The 15,793-nt window shown below is 37.4% G+C and carries 23 protein-coding genes; 8 read left to right on the top strand and 15 right to left on the bottom strand.

The window, feature by feature from the left end:
- Nucleotides 1-21 precede the first annotated feature (21 nt).
- The 3 genes from ACQKKK_RS17175 to ACQKKK_RS17165 all read right to left on the bottom strand — a co-directional run bounded on the left by ACQKKK_RS17175 (nt 22) and on the right by ACQKKK_RS17165 (nt 1,581).
- Nucleotides 22-441 (bottom strand): DUF3021 domain-containing protein, encoded by a 420-nt coding sequence (locus ACQKKK_RS17175; protein ID WP_427617576.1) that lies wholly within the window; start codon nt 439-441, stop codon nt 22-24.
- Nucleotides 438-893, bottom strand: coding sequence for a LytTR family DNA-binding domain-containing protein (locus ACQKKK_RS17170; RefSeq protein ID WP_427617574.1), 456 nt, complete (start codon nt 891-893; stop codon nt 438-440). The genes ACQKKK_RS17175 and ACQKKK_RS17170 overlap by 4 nt, the downstream gene beginning before the upstream one ends.
- A 196-nt stretch (nt 894-1,089) precedes the next feature.
- On the bottom strand, nt 1,090-1,581 hold the full coding sequence (locus ACQKKK_RS17165) for a PaaI family thioesterase (RefSeq protein ID WP_427617819.1): 492 nt from the start codon (nt 1,579-1,581) through the stop codon (nt 1,090-1,092).
- Nucleotides 1,582-2,001: 420 nt separating this feature from the next.
- On the opposite strand from ACQKKK_RS17165, the gene ACQKKK_RS17160 reads away from it, so the two are divergent.
- Nucleotides 2,002-2,181, top strand: coding sequence for a hypothetical protein (locus ACQKKK_RS17160; protein WP_427617573.1), 180 nt, complete (start codon nt 2,002-2,004; stop codon nt 2,179-2,181).
- 74 nt (nt 2,182-2,255) lie between these two features.
- Here the strand turns inward: ACQKKK_RS17160 and ACQKKK_RS17155 are convergent, their stop codons facing one another.
- Genes ACQKKK_RS17155 through ACQKKK_RS17145 form a run of 3 tightly spaced genes read right to left on the bottom strand, consistent with a single transcriptional unit; the run spans nt 2,256 to nt 3,727 of the window.
- Nucleotides 2,256-2,804: an SMI1/KNR4 family protein gene (locus tag ACQKKK_RS17155; RefSeq protein ID WP_427617572.1), complete on the bottom strand. Its 549-nt coding sequence runs from the start codon at nt 2,802-2,804 to the stop codon at nt 2,256-2,258.
- 24 nt (nt 2,805-2,828) lie between these two features.
- A complete protein-coding gene (locus ACQKKK_RS17150) occupies nt 2,829-3,503 on the bottom strand; it encodes an HNH endonuclease signature motif containing protein (protein ID WP_427617570.1) in 675 nt (224 codons plus the stop codon).
- A gap of 32 nt (nt 3,504-3,535) precedes the next feature.
- Complete coding sequence (locus ACQKKK_RS17145; RefSeq protein WP_427617568.1) at nt 3,536-3,727, bottom strand: hypothetical protein; 192 nt, start codon at nt 3,725-3,727, stop codon at nt 3,536-3,538.
- Between the two features lie 421 nt (nt 3,728-4,148).
- Here ACQKKK_RS17145 and ACQKKK_RS17140 point away from each other — a divergent pair, with 421 nt between their 5' ends.
- Together ACQKKK_RS17140 and arfA are read left to right on the top strand one after the other, a co-directional pair.
- Nucleotides 4,149-4,421, top strand: coding sequence for a YesK family protein (locus tag ACQKKK_RS17140; protein ID WP_427617566.1), 273 nt, complete (start codon nt 4,149-4,151; stop codon nt 4,419-4,421).
- 40 nt (nt 4,422-4,461) lie between these two features.
- Entirely contained in the window at nt 4,462-4,599 is a 138-nt protein-coding gene (gene arfA, locus ACQKKK_RS17135; RefSeq protein WP_427617564.1) for an alternative ribosome rescue factor ArfA, read from the top strand.
- Nucleotides 4,600-4,643: 44 nt separating this feature from the next.
- Here arfA and ACQKKK_RS17130 read toward each other — a convergent pair whose 3' ends face one another.
- Complete coding sequence (locus tag ACQKKK_RS17130; protein WP_427617562.1) at nt 4,644-4,862, bottom strand: hypothetical protein; 219 nt, start codon at nt 4,860-4,862, stop codon at nt 4,644-4,646.
- A gap of 137 nt (nt 4,863-4,999) precedes the next feature.
- Between ACQKKK_RS17130 and ACQKKK_RS17125 the strand changes: the two genes are divergently transcribed.
- The 3 genes from ACQKKK_RS17125 to ACQKKK_RS17115 are packed head-to-tail and all read left to right on the top strand — an operon-like array spanning nt 5,000 to nt 6,365.
- Nucleotides 5,000-5,428 carry a lipase family protein gene (locus tag ACQKKK_RS17125; protein ID WP_427617560.1) on the top strand — a complete coding sequence of 143 codons (429 nt, stop codon included), beginning with the start codon at nt 5,000-5,002 and terminating at the stop codon, nt 5,426-5,428.
- A 35-nt stretch (nt 5,429-5,463) separates the two neighbouring features.
- The gene (locus tag ACQKKK_RS17120) at nt 5,464-6,084 is read left to right on the top strand and encodes a hypothetical protein (RefSeq protein ID WP_427617559.1); all 621 of its coding nucleotides are present in this window, start codon (nt 5,464-5,466) and stop codon (nt 6,082-6,084) included.
- A complete protein-coding gene (locus tag ACQKKK_RS17115; protein ID WP_427617557.1) occupies nt 6,081-6,365 on the top strand; it encodes a hypothetical protein in 285 nt (94 codons plus the stop codon). The genes ACQKKK_RS17120 and ACQKKK_RS17115 overlap by 4 nt, the downstream gene beginning before the upstream one ends.
- Nucleotides 6,366-6,931: 566 nt before the next feature.
- Here ACQKKK_RS17115 and ACQKKK_RS17110 read toward each other — a convergent pair.
- The 6 genes from ACQKKK_RS17110 to ACQKKK_RS17085 all read right to left on the bottom strand — a co-directional run bounded on the left by ACQKKK_RS17110 (nt 6,932) and on the right by ACQKKK_RS17085 (nt 11,375).
- Entirely contained in the window at nt 6,932-8,725 is a 1,794-nt protein-coding gene (locus ACQKKK_RS17110; RefSeq protein WP_427617556.1) for a hypothetical protein, read from the bottom strand.
- Nucleotides 8,726-8,762: 37 nt separating this feature from the next.
- Nucleotides 8,763-9,086 (bottom strand): hypothetical protein, encoded by a 324-nt coding sequence (locus ACQKKK_RS17105; RefSeq protein WP_427617554.1) that lies wholly within the window; start codon nt 9,084-9,086, stop codon nt 8,763-8,765.
- A gap of 21 nt (nt 9,087-9,107) precedes the next feature.
- Nucleotides 9,108-10,292 (bottom strand): glycosyltransferase family 4 protein, encoded by a 1,185-nt coding sequence (locus ACQKKK_RS17100; protein WP_427617552.1) that lies wholly within the window; start codon nt 10,290-10,292, stop codon nt 9,108-9,110.
- Nucleotides 10,293-10,756: 464 nt separating this feature from the next.
- Nucleotides 10,757-10,894 carry an IS66 family insertion sequence element accessory protein TnpB gene (gene tnpB, locus ACQKKK_RS17095; RefSeq protein WP_427617550.1) on the bottom strand — a complete coding sequence of 46 codons (138 nt, stop codon included), beginning with the start codon at nt 10,892-10,894 and terminating at the stop codon, nt 10,757-10,759.
- A 47-nt stretch (nt 10,895-10,941) separates the two neighbouring features.
- On the bottom strand, nt 10,942-11,088 hold the full coding sequence (locus ACQKKK_RS17090) for a hypothetical protein (RefSeq protein WP_427617548.1): 147 nt from the start codon (nt 11,086-11,088) through the stop codon (nt 10,942-10,944).
- Nucleotides 11,089-11,225: 137 nt separating this feature from the next.
- On the bottom strand, nt 11,226-11,375 hold the full coding sequence (locus tag ACQKKK_RS17085; protein WP_427617546.1) for a hypothetical protein: 150 nt from the start codon (nt 11,373-11,375) through the stop codon (nt 11,226-11,228).
- A 61-nt stretch (nt 11,376-11,436) separates the two neighbouring features.
- Between ACQKKK_RS17085 and ACQKKK_RS17080 the strand changes: the two genes are divergently transcribed.
- A complete protein-coding gene (locus ACQKKK_RS17080) occupies nt 11,437-12,114 on the top strand; it encodes a hypothetical protein (protein ID WP_427617544.1) in 678 nt (225 codons plus the stop codon).
- On the opposite strand, the gene ACQKKK_RS17075 is transcribed toward ACQKKK_RS17080, so the two are convergent.
- Complete coding sequence (locus ACQKKK_RS17075) at nt 12,111-13,589, bottom strand: hypothetical protein (protein ID WP_427617542.1); 1,479 nt, start codon at nt 13,587-13,589, stop codon at nt 12,111-12,113. The genes ACQKKK_RS17080 and ACQKKK_RS17075 overlap by 4 nt on opposite strands.
- A gap of 651 nt (nt 13,590-14,240) precedes the next feature.
- Between ACQKKK_RS17075 and ACQKKK_RS17070 the strand changes: the two genes are divergently transcribed.
- A complete protein-coding gene (locus ACQKKK_RS17070; protein WP_427617540.1) occupies nt 14,241-15,095 on the top strand; it encodes a DUF4915 domain-containing protein in 855 nt (284 codons plus the stop codon).
- A 134-nt stretch (nt 15,096-15,229) separates the two neighbouring features.
- Here ACQKKK_RS17070 and ACQKKK_RS17065 read toward each other — a convergent pair whose 3' ends face one another.
- On the bottom strand, nt 15,230-15,727 hold the full coding sequence (locus ACQKKK_RS17065) for a GNAT family N-acetyltransferase (RefSeq protein WP_427617538.1): 498 nt from the start codon (nt 15,725-15,727) through the stop codon (nt 15,230-15,232).
- Nucleotides 15,728-15,793 lie beyond the last annotated feature (66 nt).

Below are 15,793 nucleotides of genomic sequence, written 5' to 3'. Positions count from 1 at the left end.
ATCCCATGTGTCAATCCACTCTCAATTTCTTCTTTTATCAAGTCCATCATTCAATATTTTCACCTGGAAGCGAAAGTAGAGATAGAATACGGTCCAGATAATCATATAGAATGGTATGAAAATCCCAACTCCTATAGCTATTCCTTTTAAGCTGAATGGAATCCAACCAACAAAAAAGGATAATAGGAAGTAAAGAATGCTGACAGTCAGGAAGTGCAGAATGGTTTGAGAAAATAAACTCCATTTTTCATTTTCAAAGATGATTGTTGCCGTGCTGAAGAACCAGCCACATAATAAGCAGCCTATCGCATTTTTTACAAAAATTTCACTGTCTAATGCTGTGATCTCCCCAAAAGCGATCACTCCAAAACACGTCAGCACCATCACGAGTGCCCCAAAGCAAATCCCAACAAAGCTACGGAATAATAGTGTTTTCATCATAATCCCTTCCTTTTCCATTGAAATGCTTTCTTGATCCCTTGAACATAGTGCCTAGAAACATATTCTTTTTCCCCTGATCGGAAATACACACATAAGGTCCCGTTGAAAGATGCCTCGAATCTGCTTAACTCATCCAAATTGGCAATCACTGACTTGGACAATCGCACGAATTGATTACTAGGAAGGTCCCTTTCCAGTTCATATAACCTTTCTTTCATTTCGAAAGTACCCTGTTTCGTCCGCACCATTATGGAATCTTGCTCTGTGAACAAACAGATAATTTCTTCTGCCCGGAAGACATGCTGCATTTCTTCTTTCCTACCAACAAAATACGGTCTTTTCCTTTCCTTCAAGCGCTCCATCAGTTCCTGCACTTCCTCATTCCATTCGTGATTCCGGATAAGCACCTCTATCGCCTTGATCTCCTCATCTATCTCTACGTTTATTTTCATCTCTGCGACCTCCCTTTGCTTATAATGTAAGTATATTAATCTCTTGATATTTCGCTTGTGATTTCCAGCTACATGCCACTTTATAGCGATAACATGCTTGAAATGGATACTCAGATACACTAAATAACCGTCCAAATAATTGGACGGCCCTTTGATACTAAAAATCTAATTCTGTATTTGAATGCGTTTACATTAATTAAGACCTCTCTTTGCTTGTAAAAGTACTTGGCATCACAACAGCGATTACCTCTCCACGGGCGCAAAGTTTATCGATCGCAAATACCTCTGTTTCGATTCTCCATTTCTTTGGATGAATTTCATGAACAGTCCCAACGGCTATTAATGGCACATCATTGGGAGTTGGCTTTACGAATTCCACTTTCAGTGAAGCTGTCACGAACCTGGGAGGCTCCACTCCATCTCCAACTTCATGACCATTTTTACGATGCATTGCAATAGCAGCGGAACCTGTTCCATGACAATCAATTAAAGATGCAATCAAGCCGCCATAAACAAAGCCTGGAATGGCGATATGCTCTGGACGTGGTGTATAAATTGTCCTTGTTTGCTCTCCTTGCCACCCCGTACGAAAATGATGACCCTCTTTATTTAAACGACCACATCCATAACACCATGCAAACGCATCTGGATAATCATCTTGAATCGCTTTTAGCACATTCTCCTCCATCATCTCTCCCCCCTTTTTCAGAATATTATAACATCAATGAAGGGTAATGGGTCAATTTGGATATTCCCTGACAACTTATTGACGAAGCTGAAATTGTTTATTTCTATAATTTAATTTTGGACCATGATGTGAATATGAACGGTCAGAAAGAATTAATAGAAAAAGGTCAAATGAGTGATGCATTAAATTACCTAGGTAGCCATCAAAGTATTGAGATTTTTGATGCTGCCTGTATACATATTGTCCATCAAGCCAGGGGTTTCTCTGGTTTTTATTTATATGCATCACTCTTTCAACTAAATAGGTATTATGTTGAAAGAGTGGATTTTAAAAATATTTGTCCCCTTCTTTGCAAAATACGACACAAAAGTGATGTCTTTCCATGCTATGCTTTTAACAAATAAATAAGGGGCTGCAACCATGATTAAAAAATATGCCTTCATTTTACTTGCTAGCTTAATATTAATTGGTTGTTCTTCTCAATCAAGTGTAAAGGCATCTAAAGAAAAGACTTCTAAAGAAGAATCTGAACTAAACGATCCCGCAGACGTTATTTACGAAACAGACCAAATAAAAATCCTAAACATAAAGAAACAGTGATACTTGAAATCGAATCGAAATAGTATTTAAAAAGAGCGACTGCATTTAATTCGCAATCGCTCTTTTTATTTATTTTACCTGGTAGTATAGTAGTTTTCAGCTGTGTAAATAGGCCAGTCCCAAAACACTACTCCTTGTGAAATAATGTAGCGGTCTAAGAAAATTTCGAAATTAAGATTTGGAGTTACAAGTTCTGTGAATTCCAAAATGTTAAGGTAATTTGGATCCCCACCCTTTAGTTTTTCTGTATCTAATATGAGGTAGCAATCACCCAATAAATGCCCAATCGGAATCCCCCGTCCCTCCATTAACTCAAGTTCTTGAGCTTCCTTTACTTCATTTAAACTAAATAAATGGAGACCACCCCCTATGTTAATATTGTCTTCTTCGATCAATTCATATATTCTTGCCCCATTATGGAGTGTTAAGAATGCCATGTAGTCTTCAGGAAGCTTGACGTTATTTTCCCTTTCAAACATTTCTATTTCAGTTGTCTGTATTGGAGCATTAAAGGAACAAGAAACTTTACCAACTTCCCCTTCGTGTGATATTGTCTTCATTTGATTGTTGTTATTCAACAACTTCTTAAGTCCAGATAGGGTGTTGTGCACGAAATGACTCATTTTACTTATCCCTCCAAAATTACATTAATATGAAGCCCACCAAGGAGATACTCTTTTTCGATGGAGATCTGCTGTCAACGGGAATACATTAGACATCGAATTCGTTCCACCATATTCTAATGGCAATTCATGATGTGCTTCAAGCCCAGTCCAAGTTGCGCCCCAGCCTGGATCTCCATATTGTTTAATATACCATGTCCTAAATTTTCTCTTAAGATTGGTATCCCTCTTAGTTCGTTTATCTTTTGGTACTACCTTAATATCAGCTTTTGTCGGTTTCCACATAGTTGTATGATTATGTGAATTGTATATTTCAGGGTAAACGCTTGTCTTTTTATTAACTAATACTTCATCTGTTTCTCCATCATTAGTTCGTGTACCAATACCATTCCAGCCCACCGTAGTTTTATGATAGCTCTTGTAGAAATTCGTAGTTTTATTATTATAAGTTTTTGATGATTTTTTACCAACTTTTAAATCTGCACCTGTCCACTTCGTATCAAATTTGGTTACTTGAGTATATTTACCATACTGATCTTTACCTGAATAAAGTTTTCCACCTGTCCATATGACATACGGTTTTTTCCCGGTCATTATTTCAATTCTAGATGAAATGGTAATAGTTCCTTTTGTAGCATCATATAGCGTTTCATGGGCTACTCTCACGAAATTGGCTGGCGCATTAGCTTTAGCTGTCATTCCATTACTATTAGACTCACTCTTTTTAGTATTTAGCTTCTTGTTGCACCTTTGCTATCTACTGCAAGGTCTTCATACTCTTTCTTTTTAACTACTTTAGAGTCAGATACAATAAACCCATCATTACTTGTTGTGGCAGCACTAGCACTATCTCCACCTGTAAAAGGAAAGAACATGCTTAAAGCAAAAACAATTGATAACAAAACTCCGGTTAACTTCTTCAACCTTATCATACTCCTTTTTGTAAATATTTTCCAACAATGTATATATTACTGTAAAATATTCCTATTTTCCTTTGATTTCGATAAAATAAACTAATTTAAAAGTGAATTTTTATGAAGGAATTTGTGAATTTTTGTAGAATGTCTTTTAAATTTCAAAGAGATAAAGTATAGAATTGACGTTTAAAGACTAAAAGGTTTTATTAAGAATGTAAGTTACCTCACAACTTTTACCTTCACACCTCCCGTGAATCCAACTTGATTAAACCTACCTTTACCTTAGTTCGACATTTTATTTTCCTCCCTCACACGAAGAAGGCAGCTACCCCGGCTGTCTTTTTCATATTTCAAAAAACCAAGAAATAATTTACTTATTCTGGTATTATTTGCATATGATACATAAGTACTTTGAGGAGGTTACAAAATGATGTTGGGAGTTCCACTTCTTATTGCATGTGTTCCAGGGATAATGATAATACTTTTATCTTGGTGGTTTAGGAAATTAAACCTCTCTTTATTTGTAAGGCTATTGCCAGGCGTATTAACATTTATAGCTTCAATTATTTTGTTTTACATTAGTTTTGAGTACATTAGGGGATTTGAAGGAGCCGCATATGGAATACTAGCTTTCTTTTTACTTCCCTTTGCAATTGTGGCTTCAATTATTGCAAGTAAAAACAAAGGTGTACAAAGCTAGAATTTTGTTCGGATAAACTATGAAAGTAGGAATATATACAATGACTAAAGCGAATAAGAAAACAATTGGTGAAATGACAAATAGCCGGATGCGCTGGGCCTTTGACCCCTCCACTCGAGTTATTAAAAACAAAAAAGGCAAAGGTTCCTATAACCGAAAAAAAGAGCAATCCTATTGAGGATGCTCTTTGCTTCGATTAATTGTCTTACTCTTGATCTCCCATTACCAACCTCCGGTTGACCCAACTTTGAAATCATTTGTATAATCCATTGAGGCAAATATCTTTTCCTTGGTTTCTTTGTTGTGGCCATAAACAACTACTGTAGCTATATCATCATCATGAATCTCCGTTTCTTCCGGGACAAACTTTATATCTTCCTCAATAGCAAAATATTCTACAGCCATCGCCCTGGCTTTTTGTTCAATCGCTTTTTTATCCATGCCTGCCTCCTTATTGCATCCCACTAATAATAGTATAATTGCTAAAAAAACACCCAGATATTTCCTCACCTTACTCGCCTCTCTCTAGCTAATACTCTAAAATCCAAGTATACAGTTATTGGAAATGAGTAGCAATTATGGGTAAAGTACCGGATAAGGTTTCTCATGAGTTAAGTAAAGTTGCATACAATATAAAGCCCGCAACCTACGTTGATATTAGGATAGGTGGCAAAAAACAACGCTGGGAAAGAGTATCGAATAAAGATTTCGTCCTTCATGATAAAGATACCAGCTTTGATGCTGAAGTATATAAAAATGGTGAAGATATAGTTATAGCCTATAGGGGCACTCAAGGATTTAAAGACATTTATACAGATATAAACTACATTGCTTTTTCAAATACACCTGTGCATACCGGAAAACACATTGATCCAGACAATCAATTTAAGCAAGCCGAACAATTAGTGAAAGATGTAAAGAAGCAAAGTCCTAGTAAAAAGATTCATCTAACCGGTCACTCTTTGGGTGGTGCACTTGATCCTATGCAGGAGCCATTCACGATTTAGAAGCTGTCACCTTCAGCGCACCAAGTGTGGTGCATTTGCTACCGGAGGATCTACAAGAAGATGTTAAAAAAGGACGATTTGATAAAAGTATCATTAACTATGTTCACCCAAAAGATACTGTTGGAGCAGGAGCTTTTGATGCGTACGAAAAACACATTGGCTCTACCTATTATCTAGGGATGACTTTTGATGTAGAAAATCATGAACAGCCCAATCCTTTAGTTAGACTCTATAACTCTATAACCGGTGATAAGAAATCACAGGAAGAATATTTTCATGGTATGCAGCATTACACCTTTGATAAATTTGGGAACCTCTCCGCCTCATTTCTCACTAATGCACTAACTGGCAATAGAGAATGGCATTCTCCAAGATACGCTTCCACAGATATCACGACAATTGAAGTTGTACCGAATGACTTAATATCACTATCAAAAGAGTTAATCGAGATTTATCAACGTGTAGATTCTGTATTTGATGGAGCTCGCAACAAAATTAATTCCCTCGAATCGATTCAAAAGAATTCAGGGGTCCAGGCTGAAGCATTACATGCAATCAGTGAGTTTCAAAGATGGTTTGGTGAAACCACTAATGATTTGTCTAACACGCTAAATAGTTCTGCTGAAATGTATGTGCAAGCGGATAAGTTGCCATGAGCGAAAAAGAAAAATTAAAAGCGGAATTAGATAACCTCTCCATGTTGAGTAACATATTAACAAGTTTGATTGATACCCTTGAAGCGGACTTAAATTTAACACAAGACAAAGTAGAATACGTATCTACTTGGAAAGCTGGAAAAGCTAGAGATTCTTACTTGGATTTTATGTCTACTTATTATTCTACTTTTGGATTCCACTTATTGAAGTTGAACGATATATCCTTAGATGTAACAGACGCAAAAAAATCAATAAGATTTGAACTAGCCAAGAGATGCTAAAGAAAACATAAAAAGAGCAGGCCATTTAAGGCTTGCTTCTTTAAATATCTTCTAATTCTTCATGTCGGTAAGGAAGTTCAAGTTCAAGTAAAATCGGTTCCTGGTCCCCTGCTGTTTTCAGTATTTTTTACATATACAGCTTGCAGCGGTTGGAAGTTATCTGTTGAAAAATTAAACTTCTCAGAAAGGCCTTCATCAAAATACAATTCGTGTTTTGCTGTATAATCATTAAATGGTGGACAACCTACCTGGTGTTGTAACTTTTGGAGAACCAACACTAGCAAACCTTCGATCTGTTCCTTCTAAAGAAAACTTCGTTACAAGTTCAGCAGTATCTTGTGAATACTGTTGGTACTCAACTATGACACCCTGGAACCCATTACGGAACCAGTACGGCAGCTTACTTTGACTTGCAGCTCTGTAATCTCTCTCTTAGGGAAAGAGAATACTAGCATGGAAAAGGGTTGATTAGTAATGGTAATCTCGTGGACGCATTGCTTTTTGGACGTATCAACAACAAGGATAACGAAGTATTTTTCTACTAAGTCAGTTGCAGGCTTCCCTTTTTAAAAGTTAAGCCTTTTTCTTAAATCCCAATATTTAAAAGTCATTTTCCCCATTTTCGACTTCGAAAGTGAATCGTATTTACGTCCAAGTGCTAGGTTTTGTTTTTCTAACTTGGTAATTTGTTTAAGTTGAACTGCGTTCAGTTTTTTTAATTGTTTTACTTGTTTAACAAATTCTTTATTTTTCACTTTCAAATCAATGTTTTTATTTTCAACAATTATCCGGTCTTTCATTGGAACTTCCACATCTTTTGGTTTTAATTTAGGAGTGCCATTGGTTTCAAATCCTATAGCTTTTAGAAACGGCATGTTATTTTTAAAATTTTGTTCAAAATTCCCATAACTTTTTTGGATGTGGAGAAATGTATAACATCCAGATTTTTTTGCTGAAGTGATTTGACCATACCCAGACAGTTTAAACAGTTTTTCGACCCGTTTTAATTCTTCAGGTATGTTTTTCACGATATAGGTGAAAACTTCGTTAACATTAAACTCTGCAGGCAATTTTTTCACTTTTTTTGATGGAGCATGCTTATTCAGTTCATCAAAGTCTTCTTCATCAATATAAAAATACACGTTTCCGCTTTGATTCACATAATCAGTTATACGTCTACTCCATAATAGCCCTTGCAATTTTTTTAATGCTTCCGAAAACAAAAACTGCCTGCTAACTTGATACATTCGTTTTGCCGCAAACTCATATATATCCTGATTGCATAAAGCTAATTTGACTACGTCACGGAAATCCTTCTCTGTAACAGCATATAACGGGTAATCTTCGCCAAAAAGCTTTATATGCATTTGGGTTGGATTCATTATTACAGCCTTCCTTAAAATCCCATACTCCAATAGCTTTGTAGACAGTTCCAGACTGCTGTCCATTTCCTCACTTCTCCAGGTTATTCCAATATCACCGTTCACGATTAATTGTTGGGCATTCTCCCTTGTCAATGCCCCGTACCATGTAAGCCCATCTGTATTTTTAAGGAGGTAAGCCGCTTCTTCTTTAAACTGAGAATCATCTTTAACCCATTTGAATTTATCCCCCGCCACATCAAGTGATAGATTCGGAATCTCGCGTTTTAATTCTTTAAAAGCAGTAATGATGGGAATGGTCTTCCAATCTGGGTCGAATTTCCCTGTATATACAAGTTTGTTTTTTAACCTGGTCTGCCCTTCAGCTGATTCAACGTTCGGTATCATCGGGGTAAGCAGGGAAACTTTGTTTTTTTCTTTATTCAACTTAAGAATCTCTATGACAAATTCGCACATCTCTTCTGTTTGACATAAGAAATACGCACACTGATCATATATATTTTTGATGCTCTCAAACTTTTCTTCATTAACATCCTGGCCGATGTGAGTCAATCCTGTAGCATATACTAATGTATTCTTTATAATATGCTTATGCTTTGCTATTTTTTCAACAGTCTCAATGCTTCTAACAAATAGCCAATCATATCCCTTTTGACTCCAATAATGAGAAATGAGCATTTCAGCTATATCAAAATCAATGACACCTTTTTTCACCCATTCATCATCGCTGGCACTAAAAAAAGGATCAACAAAAGGATTGAGAATGGTTATATTATCAAATTTCTCTAGAGGCTGAATTAAGATATCACGTTTGAGCGGGCTAGCTAAAAGTAAGTCAACTTCGATGTTGGAATCTAACGCAATGGTTGATGCTAAGGAAGATAAAAATACTGCAGATCCATCCATTGAATTCATGTCAATAAAGCCAAATAGAAGTACCTTCATTTTTCTGTTTTCAACTAGTTCATGTGAATTCAAAGTTTTCACTCCAATGACTGAAATCTGATATGAATTTTTATTTTTTTATTTGTTCTTTAATAGATGATTTAAGTGCAAGATATTTTAACGTAAATTTCCCTGCATATGTAACGTTGAATTTATGTTCTAATAACTTAAGTCTTCGTATCTCTTTGTTAAGCTTAATATTTTCTTTTTGGGCCATCTTACTTTTTTCTAATTCTTCTTGCAGCATATTATTTTCTTTTGTAACGTTCTCAATAATGTTTTGCTTTTCAGCGTTATTGCTCTCTATGAGCTCCAATGTCATGGACATCATGTCTTTCATTTGTAATTCAAGTTCCTCATACATAGTTTTCCAATATTCGTTTCGTTCGTCCATATTGAAAAACCCCCCCCTCCATTAACCTTGGATAAGCTCCAATTCTCTTTTAATAACAACATCTACGGCGCATTTATCCCGAATAGACTGAGATGCTTGTTTTGACACTCTTAAAAATACGTCCGTGTTGTAATATAAACGCTCTATTGCATCCGCAATATCGATAGGGGACTCAGGTTTTGTAAGAAGGCCAGAAACGTCGTGTTTAACGAATTCTGGAATTGCCGTAATATCTGTTGAAATCGGCACTAGCCCACTGGACATGGCCTCGCACATTGAAACACCTTGAGAGTCCAAACGGGTTGGGCAAAGGAAAATTCCAAACTCCTTATGTAATGCAGCGATTCGCTCTTGAGATATGAAACCTTTATGAATAGTTACATTCTCAAAATTCCGGATTGGCTCAACGGTTTGATCGAACAATTTTCCATCACCATAAAAAGCAAATTCTAATTTATCGAAGCATGGTCTCTTTGATAGTTCCAGCACTGCTTTCACCGATAAATCATTTGCATATTTTCTTGAAGCGTACGGCCTGATTGAAAGGACTTTTGTCCGCATTTCAACTGGCTTTTCTATAAAGGCGAACAGATTGTCATCTATTACATTGGGAATGATTACTGAATTTTTCGATTCTGCCCTTGCGTCACATTCCGCTATATGTTCTTTAAACCATTTGGAAATATGAACAAAGGTTGTATCCAATTCATTCGTTTGATAAAACCAATTCATAAAAGAAAGCTGTGCTACATAATAGTCGTCCGACATTTCAAGTATCTTCCGTAAGCTTTCAGGGCTTTCAAGAAAATTAAACCATCTTCTATGCCATGCCTCCGTTTCAAATCCATGTATCCAGGTGATAATCGGTAAATCTTTGTTCGCTTCTTTTATCGCTTGTACCATTTTTGGATTAACAAAATGAATGAGCGCTTTTTTATGTACCTTATGATTTAAGAAAATGCGCAGATGTTGTTCAGTTCCTCGGTAAACAGGCACATCTTCATACGTATACTTTTCTGCTTTTTTATAGGCAGGATGTAAAACAAAGACATCAACCTTCAAACCCTCATCCAGATAAGCCTTGACTCTTCGATGGATGAACCCATTCCGATATAACTGATCTTCATGTGGATAAGCATTCGTAATGATTATATATCTATCTTTTTCACTAAATGTAAGCTCATTTAGATTTATAGATTGCTCCATTTTTGTTCACTCCTACTGTCAAGTCATCTTCAATCAGCCTGCTTACTCATCTGGGAAATGAAAGATTTTTGGAAGACCCTTTTCCAATCACTTTTTAAAACCGTTAATCGATTATAACAAACATGTATTACTGAATATTGACATCAATATGAGAAATCTGTAAATAAAAGTAAAGTTTTTATGAACTTTTATAGGTTTTTGTAAAGGAAATGGACAAAACCGTACCCTTTATTTCAGTAATGACATGGGATTGAGCGAATTATCAGTATTTTCACGAAGAAAGGATGGCATGTAAACCGTAAGCCCGAATTATAAAAAATAGCGTACCTACCAGTACGCATGACAAATAGCCGTATATCACATTTTTTTCAATCGAATATACCGCTTACATGCTGACTGGATCATTATTGCCCAAAGCATGGCGAAGCCATCACCGTCAAAATTATAAACATTTATAACGGTCTTTACTCCATCCAGAAAACAAGAAAATCGAATCTATACGTATCAAGCTCTTGAATCATTGTGGCAAGCCCACCAATGCCTTTTCGCATATCGGTTTTTCCGCAAATGATGTAGATATTTTTCACCTTGTATAATCGCATTTCAAAGATTTTCCAACTCCCTAATGACCGTTTGTATAACGGCTCATCTACGCCGTCATAGAAAGATATTCAACGTTTGCCGTTTTGATCGTGCAAATGCTTGTGGAAGAATCTTTTGATGAAGTGGATGTAAAAGAACTCTTGCTATCTGGATGGAGCGTAACGGGGACAATGGTTAATTTTTGTGGTGGCATAAGAAAAGAACATCCTTAAATTGATACCTTGATCGTACCAGGAGATGCTGCACGTTTGTATGCGTTGTTTGAATGGGGCTTACAAATAACTAGCCAGAAAGTAAGACTCCGGCTGGTTGTTTGTATTTTCGATTAGCCTATTTTTCCAGTACTTCATTGTGCTGAAGCTGAACATCGCTTTGGAGGAGTTCAGGATTTGTATCAACAGGATTTTGGTAATTGTTACCAAGTAAATGGCGGACGATTGCGGATTGCTGTACGAGCTGTTCATAATACATGTTAATCATAAATTCTTGCCCCAGTGCATAGATTCATTACGAATGATAGGTCTAAGAAAGGAGATAGCCTATGCCCAGTATAAAGTTCAATCAGCTGCTGGACTTTGCAATACTGCCTGCTAAAGAAAAAATGGTAGATCCAAGGTGGCCTGATGACAGTTCTAGATGGATCAAAACGAAGCGCGTCAAAGGCGTATGTTGGCCCTACCGGATGGCGAAGGAATTGGGCTGGACCATTCACTGCCCTATCGACATTGATATCCAGCCCGTAAAAGAAATTCAAACTTCCACTAAGAATCTAACAGAGTTTGCCCGTCTCAAGCATATGGTTCCAATGGAGGATTGGGTACAAAAACAAGAAGTCATGATCGGCCTTTCCCCCGCTGGTTGGTATAAAATCCACGAGTACGAGTACGACGGATTATATTATCCGATGTTGCTTCCGAATGGAGAAGGAACATTTGAATGGAGGCAAGGCTGGAGCATAGAAATTCCAGTGAATCATTTCATCCTAATACAACCAATCGAAATGCAAGACGGGCGATTTATCGTATACCCCGGCATGCTGCACGGGCCTACGTTAGCAAGAGTTCAGGAAAGATTAGGATTGCCGCTGGCTTTTGAACCCTTGAAGGAATGTCGAATCCGAAGAGGGGAGCCGCTAGCCAAGCTTCTAGTGCTCCCCATGTCGGTTCTTTCTATCAAGAGCGAAATATCTATACCAAGTGCAGATGAAAATCCAGGTTAAGTGATCGCTACGATTGTGAACGTTACTCCTAGGTTATTTATTGGGAACATAGAAGTATTAACCAGATTCAGCACGCTATCCGGTCCCGGCGGGGTGGTAACAATCATCGTCCCTGACGTATGGATACCAACTGGCGAATTCGGAGCAGCTGAAACAAAGCTGAATTGGATTTCGGTGCCGTTCAATGTCAATATGAATTGTATTGATGAAGATTGTGGTTGTGTTATTGTTATTTCCGATGCTTCCCAATTGACCAGATAGCTATGTCCACCTGCAAGAAAGATGTCTGGCGAAGGCGGCGTTTGATGGATCAATGTCCCGCTAATAACTGGCTCCATGTTAAACGGCACGGATCCTCCTGGAGGAATCGGAGCCGGTTCAAATCCCCCGTCGATTACAGCAAAATTTGAAGTGATCAGCGGTCCAACTCCTTGAGGTCCTTGGAATCCTTGAGGTCCTTGGAATCCTTGAACTCCTTGGAACCCTTGAGGTCCTTGGAACCCTTGAGGTCCTTGGATTCCTTGAGGCCCTTGAATGCCTTGAGGTCCTTGGAATCCTTGAGGCCCTTGAATGCCTTGAACTCCTTGAGGTCCTTGGAATCCTTGAGGTCCTTGAATGCCTTGAACTCCTTGAACTCCTTGAGGTCCTTGGAACCCTTGAGGTCCTTGGAATCCTTGAGGTCCTTGAATGCCTTGAACTCCTTGAGGTCCTTGGAATCCTTGAGGTCCTTGAACTCCTTGAACTCCTTGAGGTCCTTGGAATCCTTGAGGCCCTTGGAATCCTTGAACTCCTTGGATTCCTTGAGGTCCTTGAACTCCTTGAACTCCTTGAACTCCTTGAACTCCTTGAGGTCCTTGGAATCCTTGAGGTCCTTGAATGCCTTGAGGTCCTTGGAACCCTTGAGGTCCTTGGATTCCTTGAGGTCCTTGAACTCCTTGAGGTCCTTGGATTCCTTGAGGCCCTTGGAATCCTTGAACTCCTTGGAATCCTTGAGGTCCTTGAATGCCTTGAGGTCCTTGAATTCCTTGAACTCCTTGAGGTCCTTGGAATCCTTGAGGTCCTTGAATGCCTTGAGGTCCTTGAGGTCCTTGAATTCCTTGAACTCCTTGAGGTCCTTGGATTCCTTGAGGCCCTTGGAACCCTTGAGGTCCTTGGATGCCTTGAGGTCCTTGAATTCCTTGAGGTCCTTGGATTCCTTGAGGCCCTTGGAACCCTTGAGGTCCTTGGATTCCTTGAGGTCCTTGGATTCCTTGAGGTCCTTGGATTCCTTGAGGTCCTTGGAACCCTTGAGGCCCTTGAGTACCTTGAGCGCCTTGAGTACCTTGAGTGCCTTGAGGCCCTTGAGTGCCTTGAGGCCCTTGAGTGCCTTGAGGCCCTTGAGTGCCTTGAGGTCCTTGAGTGCCTTGAGGTCCTTGAGTACCTTGTGGTCCTTGTGGTCCTTGTGCGCCTTGATTACGATTTACATTCACTTTCACTTTTTGCTTTACCTTTTGTACTTGTTTAGATGAGCATCTACATTGTCTATGTCCGCACTCCGGACATTTTTTTTTGACACATTTACATTGTCTCTGTCCACAATCCGGACATTTTTTTTTGTCACATTTACACTGTCTATGTCCGCACTCCGGACACTTTTTATCTTTACCCAATTTTGCACACTCCTTTTCATAAAAAACATTACGTTATCTTATGAACCTAAGACTTATTGGAATGGGCAAAAATAAATAAAAAACACCTAATTTTTAAACACAGAACATCTTTTAAATACCTATTCTCTGTTTAACAACGGAAAGAAGAGATTGAGGTGAATCTGAGGAATAACAAGCGATCACATTGTGGGTTAAGGCGTCAGAAATTTACGGGGAGAGGTAAATCGGACGTTGAAGGATTTAGGGAAAAAAATCGCAAAATTAATATGCAGATACACAAGTTAAGAGCAAAAATAAAAAGTCCACCCATCTTAAATAATAATTTCGACCACACTATTATGTTTTCCAAACAACATTTATCTAGATGGTGCTATTAAAAAATCCGCTATTATCATCTATAGCTTGACTATACCATTACAAAAAAAATTCATACTATATAAGAAAAGGAATTGTCCAAAAAAGGAGTTGCGACATTATATGATACCCATAGATGATTGTAAATTATTAATTTCATGCTGCAATCATAAAGGTGGTCTTTATTTAGTCCAATTTAAACACCAAGAATATGAAATAAAAAAGGTTTTAAATGTTGGATGCACAGGTATTACAAAATACGGCAGCTCTTTTGTCGTACTTTCAAATTCTCACGGAATCTTTATTTTGGATGAAAACTTAAAGGTTATAAAGAATAAAGCTTTATCTACTAAATTAGATTTACATGGTATAGCAATAGATAATGATAAAGCTTATATTATTGAAACCAAAACTAACTCAATTGGTATTTATAATTTGGAAAACAATTTGGAAAGAATTGATGAAATTAGATTTTCACCTGAAAATGACGATGTTTGTCACGTCAATGATTTGTATATAGTAAATGATAAGTTATATGTATCAATGTTTTCAAATCCTCCAAGGAAAAATTTGCTCTCTTTCGCAAGTTATTTCCCTAATAAAACAATCCACAAAGGTGTGATTCTAGAATATTCTTTACAGGAAAGAAAAGTGGTTAAGGTTTGTTATGATAAATTACTTCAACCTCACAGTGTACTGCATTATGATGATAAAATGTATTATTGTGTTTCAGGTGAATTCCTAGTAAAAAGAAATGAGGAAGATGTTTTTAAATGCCTTGGTTATACCCGCGGTTTGGCAGTTAGAAATCAAACGATGTTTATTGGCCAAAGTGAAAGTAGACAAATACCGGTTTTATTAAATAAACATACGAACATATTGCTAGATTGCGGGATTTATGTTCATGACATCTCTACGAAACTTTCATCTTTTATCCATATACCGTCTGAAGAAATTTATGGAATTCTGGTTATTTGATGAACCACATGGATTTTTCCGACGGCTATTGATGTCACCTCGTTGGGGGAAAGGCTTTACATAACTTGGTAAACATATGTGAAGCAGTAACAAACCTATTTCATGACAATAGATTAATGGTACCTACCAGAAGTTTATCTAAAGTTCCCTTCATCCAGAGCGAGGTGGAAAATTAATTCCTCCCCTTCTTCCCCTTTAAATCTGTGTCCCCTATCAACAAATCCAGCCTTTTTATATAAATTTATCGCTGGAATATTCGAATGATGCACAGTTAGAATATTCTCATTTTTATTAGGGTGACTTAGTTTAATCATTTCAGGTAACAATTTTAAAGCCTTAAAAGCTAGCCCCTTTTTCTGATGGCGTGAATCCAAGGAGAATGATTTTAGAAGAATGGCATTCTCATTACTTGTAAATTTATTTCCCGCTTTATCCGTATATAAGGCAAAACAACCAATCAAATCCTCATTTAAATATATGACCATGGGGAGGTTATATTTATCCTTCCTGAAGTCTTCGATAACTTTCAAAGGTAAAGAAGTATAGATTGCTTGTTCTATAGGTAAACAATAGTTGATCATCGCTGTATAATCATTTTCCATAAAAGGTCTAATATATAATCCAGTTACCATACCTGCACCACCATTCCTTATATTTAAGAACTTATTATTCTATATTAACAGATACTAAAATTTCAC

Origin of the sequence: Peribacillus sp. NPDC006672 (assembly GCF_050274955.1) — a bacterium.
Lineage (GTDB): Bacteria > Bacillota > Bacilli > Bacillales > DSM-1321 > Peribacillus.
Note: the sequence above shows the minus strand (reverse complement) of the source record. Positions and strands in the feature narration are given on the sequence as shown.

What these genes read in the sequence shown, in the direction of transcription:
- ACQKKK_RS17065 (WP_427617538.1), bottom strand. Translation starts at nt 15,727, where the DNA reads ATGGTAACTGGATTATATATTAGACCTTTTATGGAAAATGATTATACA.
- ACQKKK_RS17155 (WP_427617572.1), bottom strand. Translation starts at nt 2,804, where the DNA reads ATGAGTCATTTCGTGCACAACACCCTATCTGGACTTAAGAAGTTGTTG.
- ACQKKK_RS17070 (WP_427617540.1), top strand. Translation starts at nt 14,241, where the DNA reads ATGATACCCATAGATGATTGTAAATTATTAATTTCATGCTGCAATCAT.
- ACQKKK_RS17175 (WP_427617576.1), bottom strand. Translation starts at nt 441, where the DNA reads ATGATGAAAACACTATTATTCCGTAGCTTTGTTGGGATTTGCTTTGGG.
- ACQKKK_RS17105 (WP_427617554.1), bottom strand. Translation starts at nt 9,086, where the DNA reads ATGGACGAACGAAACGAATATTGGAAAACTATGTATGAGGAACTTGAA.
- tnpB (WP_427617550.1), bottom strand. Translation starts at nt 10,894, where the DNA reads ATGCGATTATACAAGGTGAAAAATATCTACATCATTTGCGGAAAAACC.
- ACQKKK_RS17130 (WP_427617562.1), bottom strand. Translation starts at nt 4,862, where the DNA reads ATGGATAAAAAAGCGATTGAACAAAAAGCCAGGGCGATGGCTGTAGAA.
- arfA (WP_427617564.1), top strand. Translation starts at nt 4,462, where the DNA reads ATGACTAAAGCGAATAAGAAAACAATTGGTGAAATGACAAATAGCCGG.
- ACQKKK_RS17090 (WP_427617548.1), bottom strand. Translation starts at nt 11,088, where the DNA reads ATGCCACCACAAAAATTAACCATTGTCCCCGTTACGCTCCATCCAGAT.
- ACQKKK_RS17170 (WP_427617574.1), bottom strand. Translation starts at nt 893, where the DNA reads ATGAAAATAAACGTAGAGATAGATGAGGAGATCAAGGCGATAGAGGTG.
- ACQKKK_RS17100 (WP_427617552.1), bottom strand. Translation starts at nt 10,292, where the DNA reads ATGGAGCAATCTATAAATCTAAATGAGCTTACATTTAGTGAAAAAGAT.
- ACQKKK_RS17125 (WP_427617560.1), top strand. Translation starts at nt 5,000, where the DNA reads ATGGGTAAAGTACCGGATAAGGTTTCTCATGAGTTAAGTAAAGTTGCA.
- ACQKKK_RS17115 (WP_427617557.1), top strand. Translation starts at nt 6,081, where the DNA reads ATGAGCGAAAAAGAAAAATTAAAAGCGGAATTAGATAACCTCTCCATG.
- ACQKKK_RS17140 (WP_427617566.1), top strand. Translation starts at nt 4,149, where the DNA reads ATGATGTTGGGAGTTCCACTTCTTATTGCATGTGTTCCAGGGATAATG.
- ACQKKK_RS17165 (WP_427617819.1), bottom strand. Translation starts at nt 1,581, where the DNA reads ATGGAGGAGAATGTGCTAAAAGCGATTCAAGATGATTATCCAGATGCG.
- ACQKKK_RS17085 (WP_427617546.1), bottom strand. Translation starts at nt 11,375, where the DNA reads ATGATTAACATGTATTATGAACAGCTCGTACAGCAATCCGCAATCGTC.
- ACQKKK_RS17080 (WP_427617544.1), top strand. Translation starts at nt 11,437, where the DNA reads ATGCCCAGTATAAAGTTCAATCAGCTGCTGGACTTTGCAATACTGCCT.
- ACQKKK_RS17160 (WP_427617573.1), top strand. Translation starts at nt 2,002, where the DNA reads ATGATTAAAAAATATGCCTTCATTTTACTTGCTAGCTTAATATTAATT.
- ACQKKK_RS17150 (WP_427617570.1), bottom strand. Translation starts at nt 3,503, where the DNA reads ATGACAGCTAAAGCTAATGCGCCAGCCAATTTCGTGAGAGTAGCCCAT.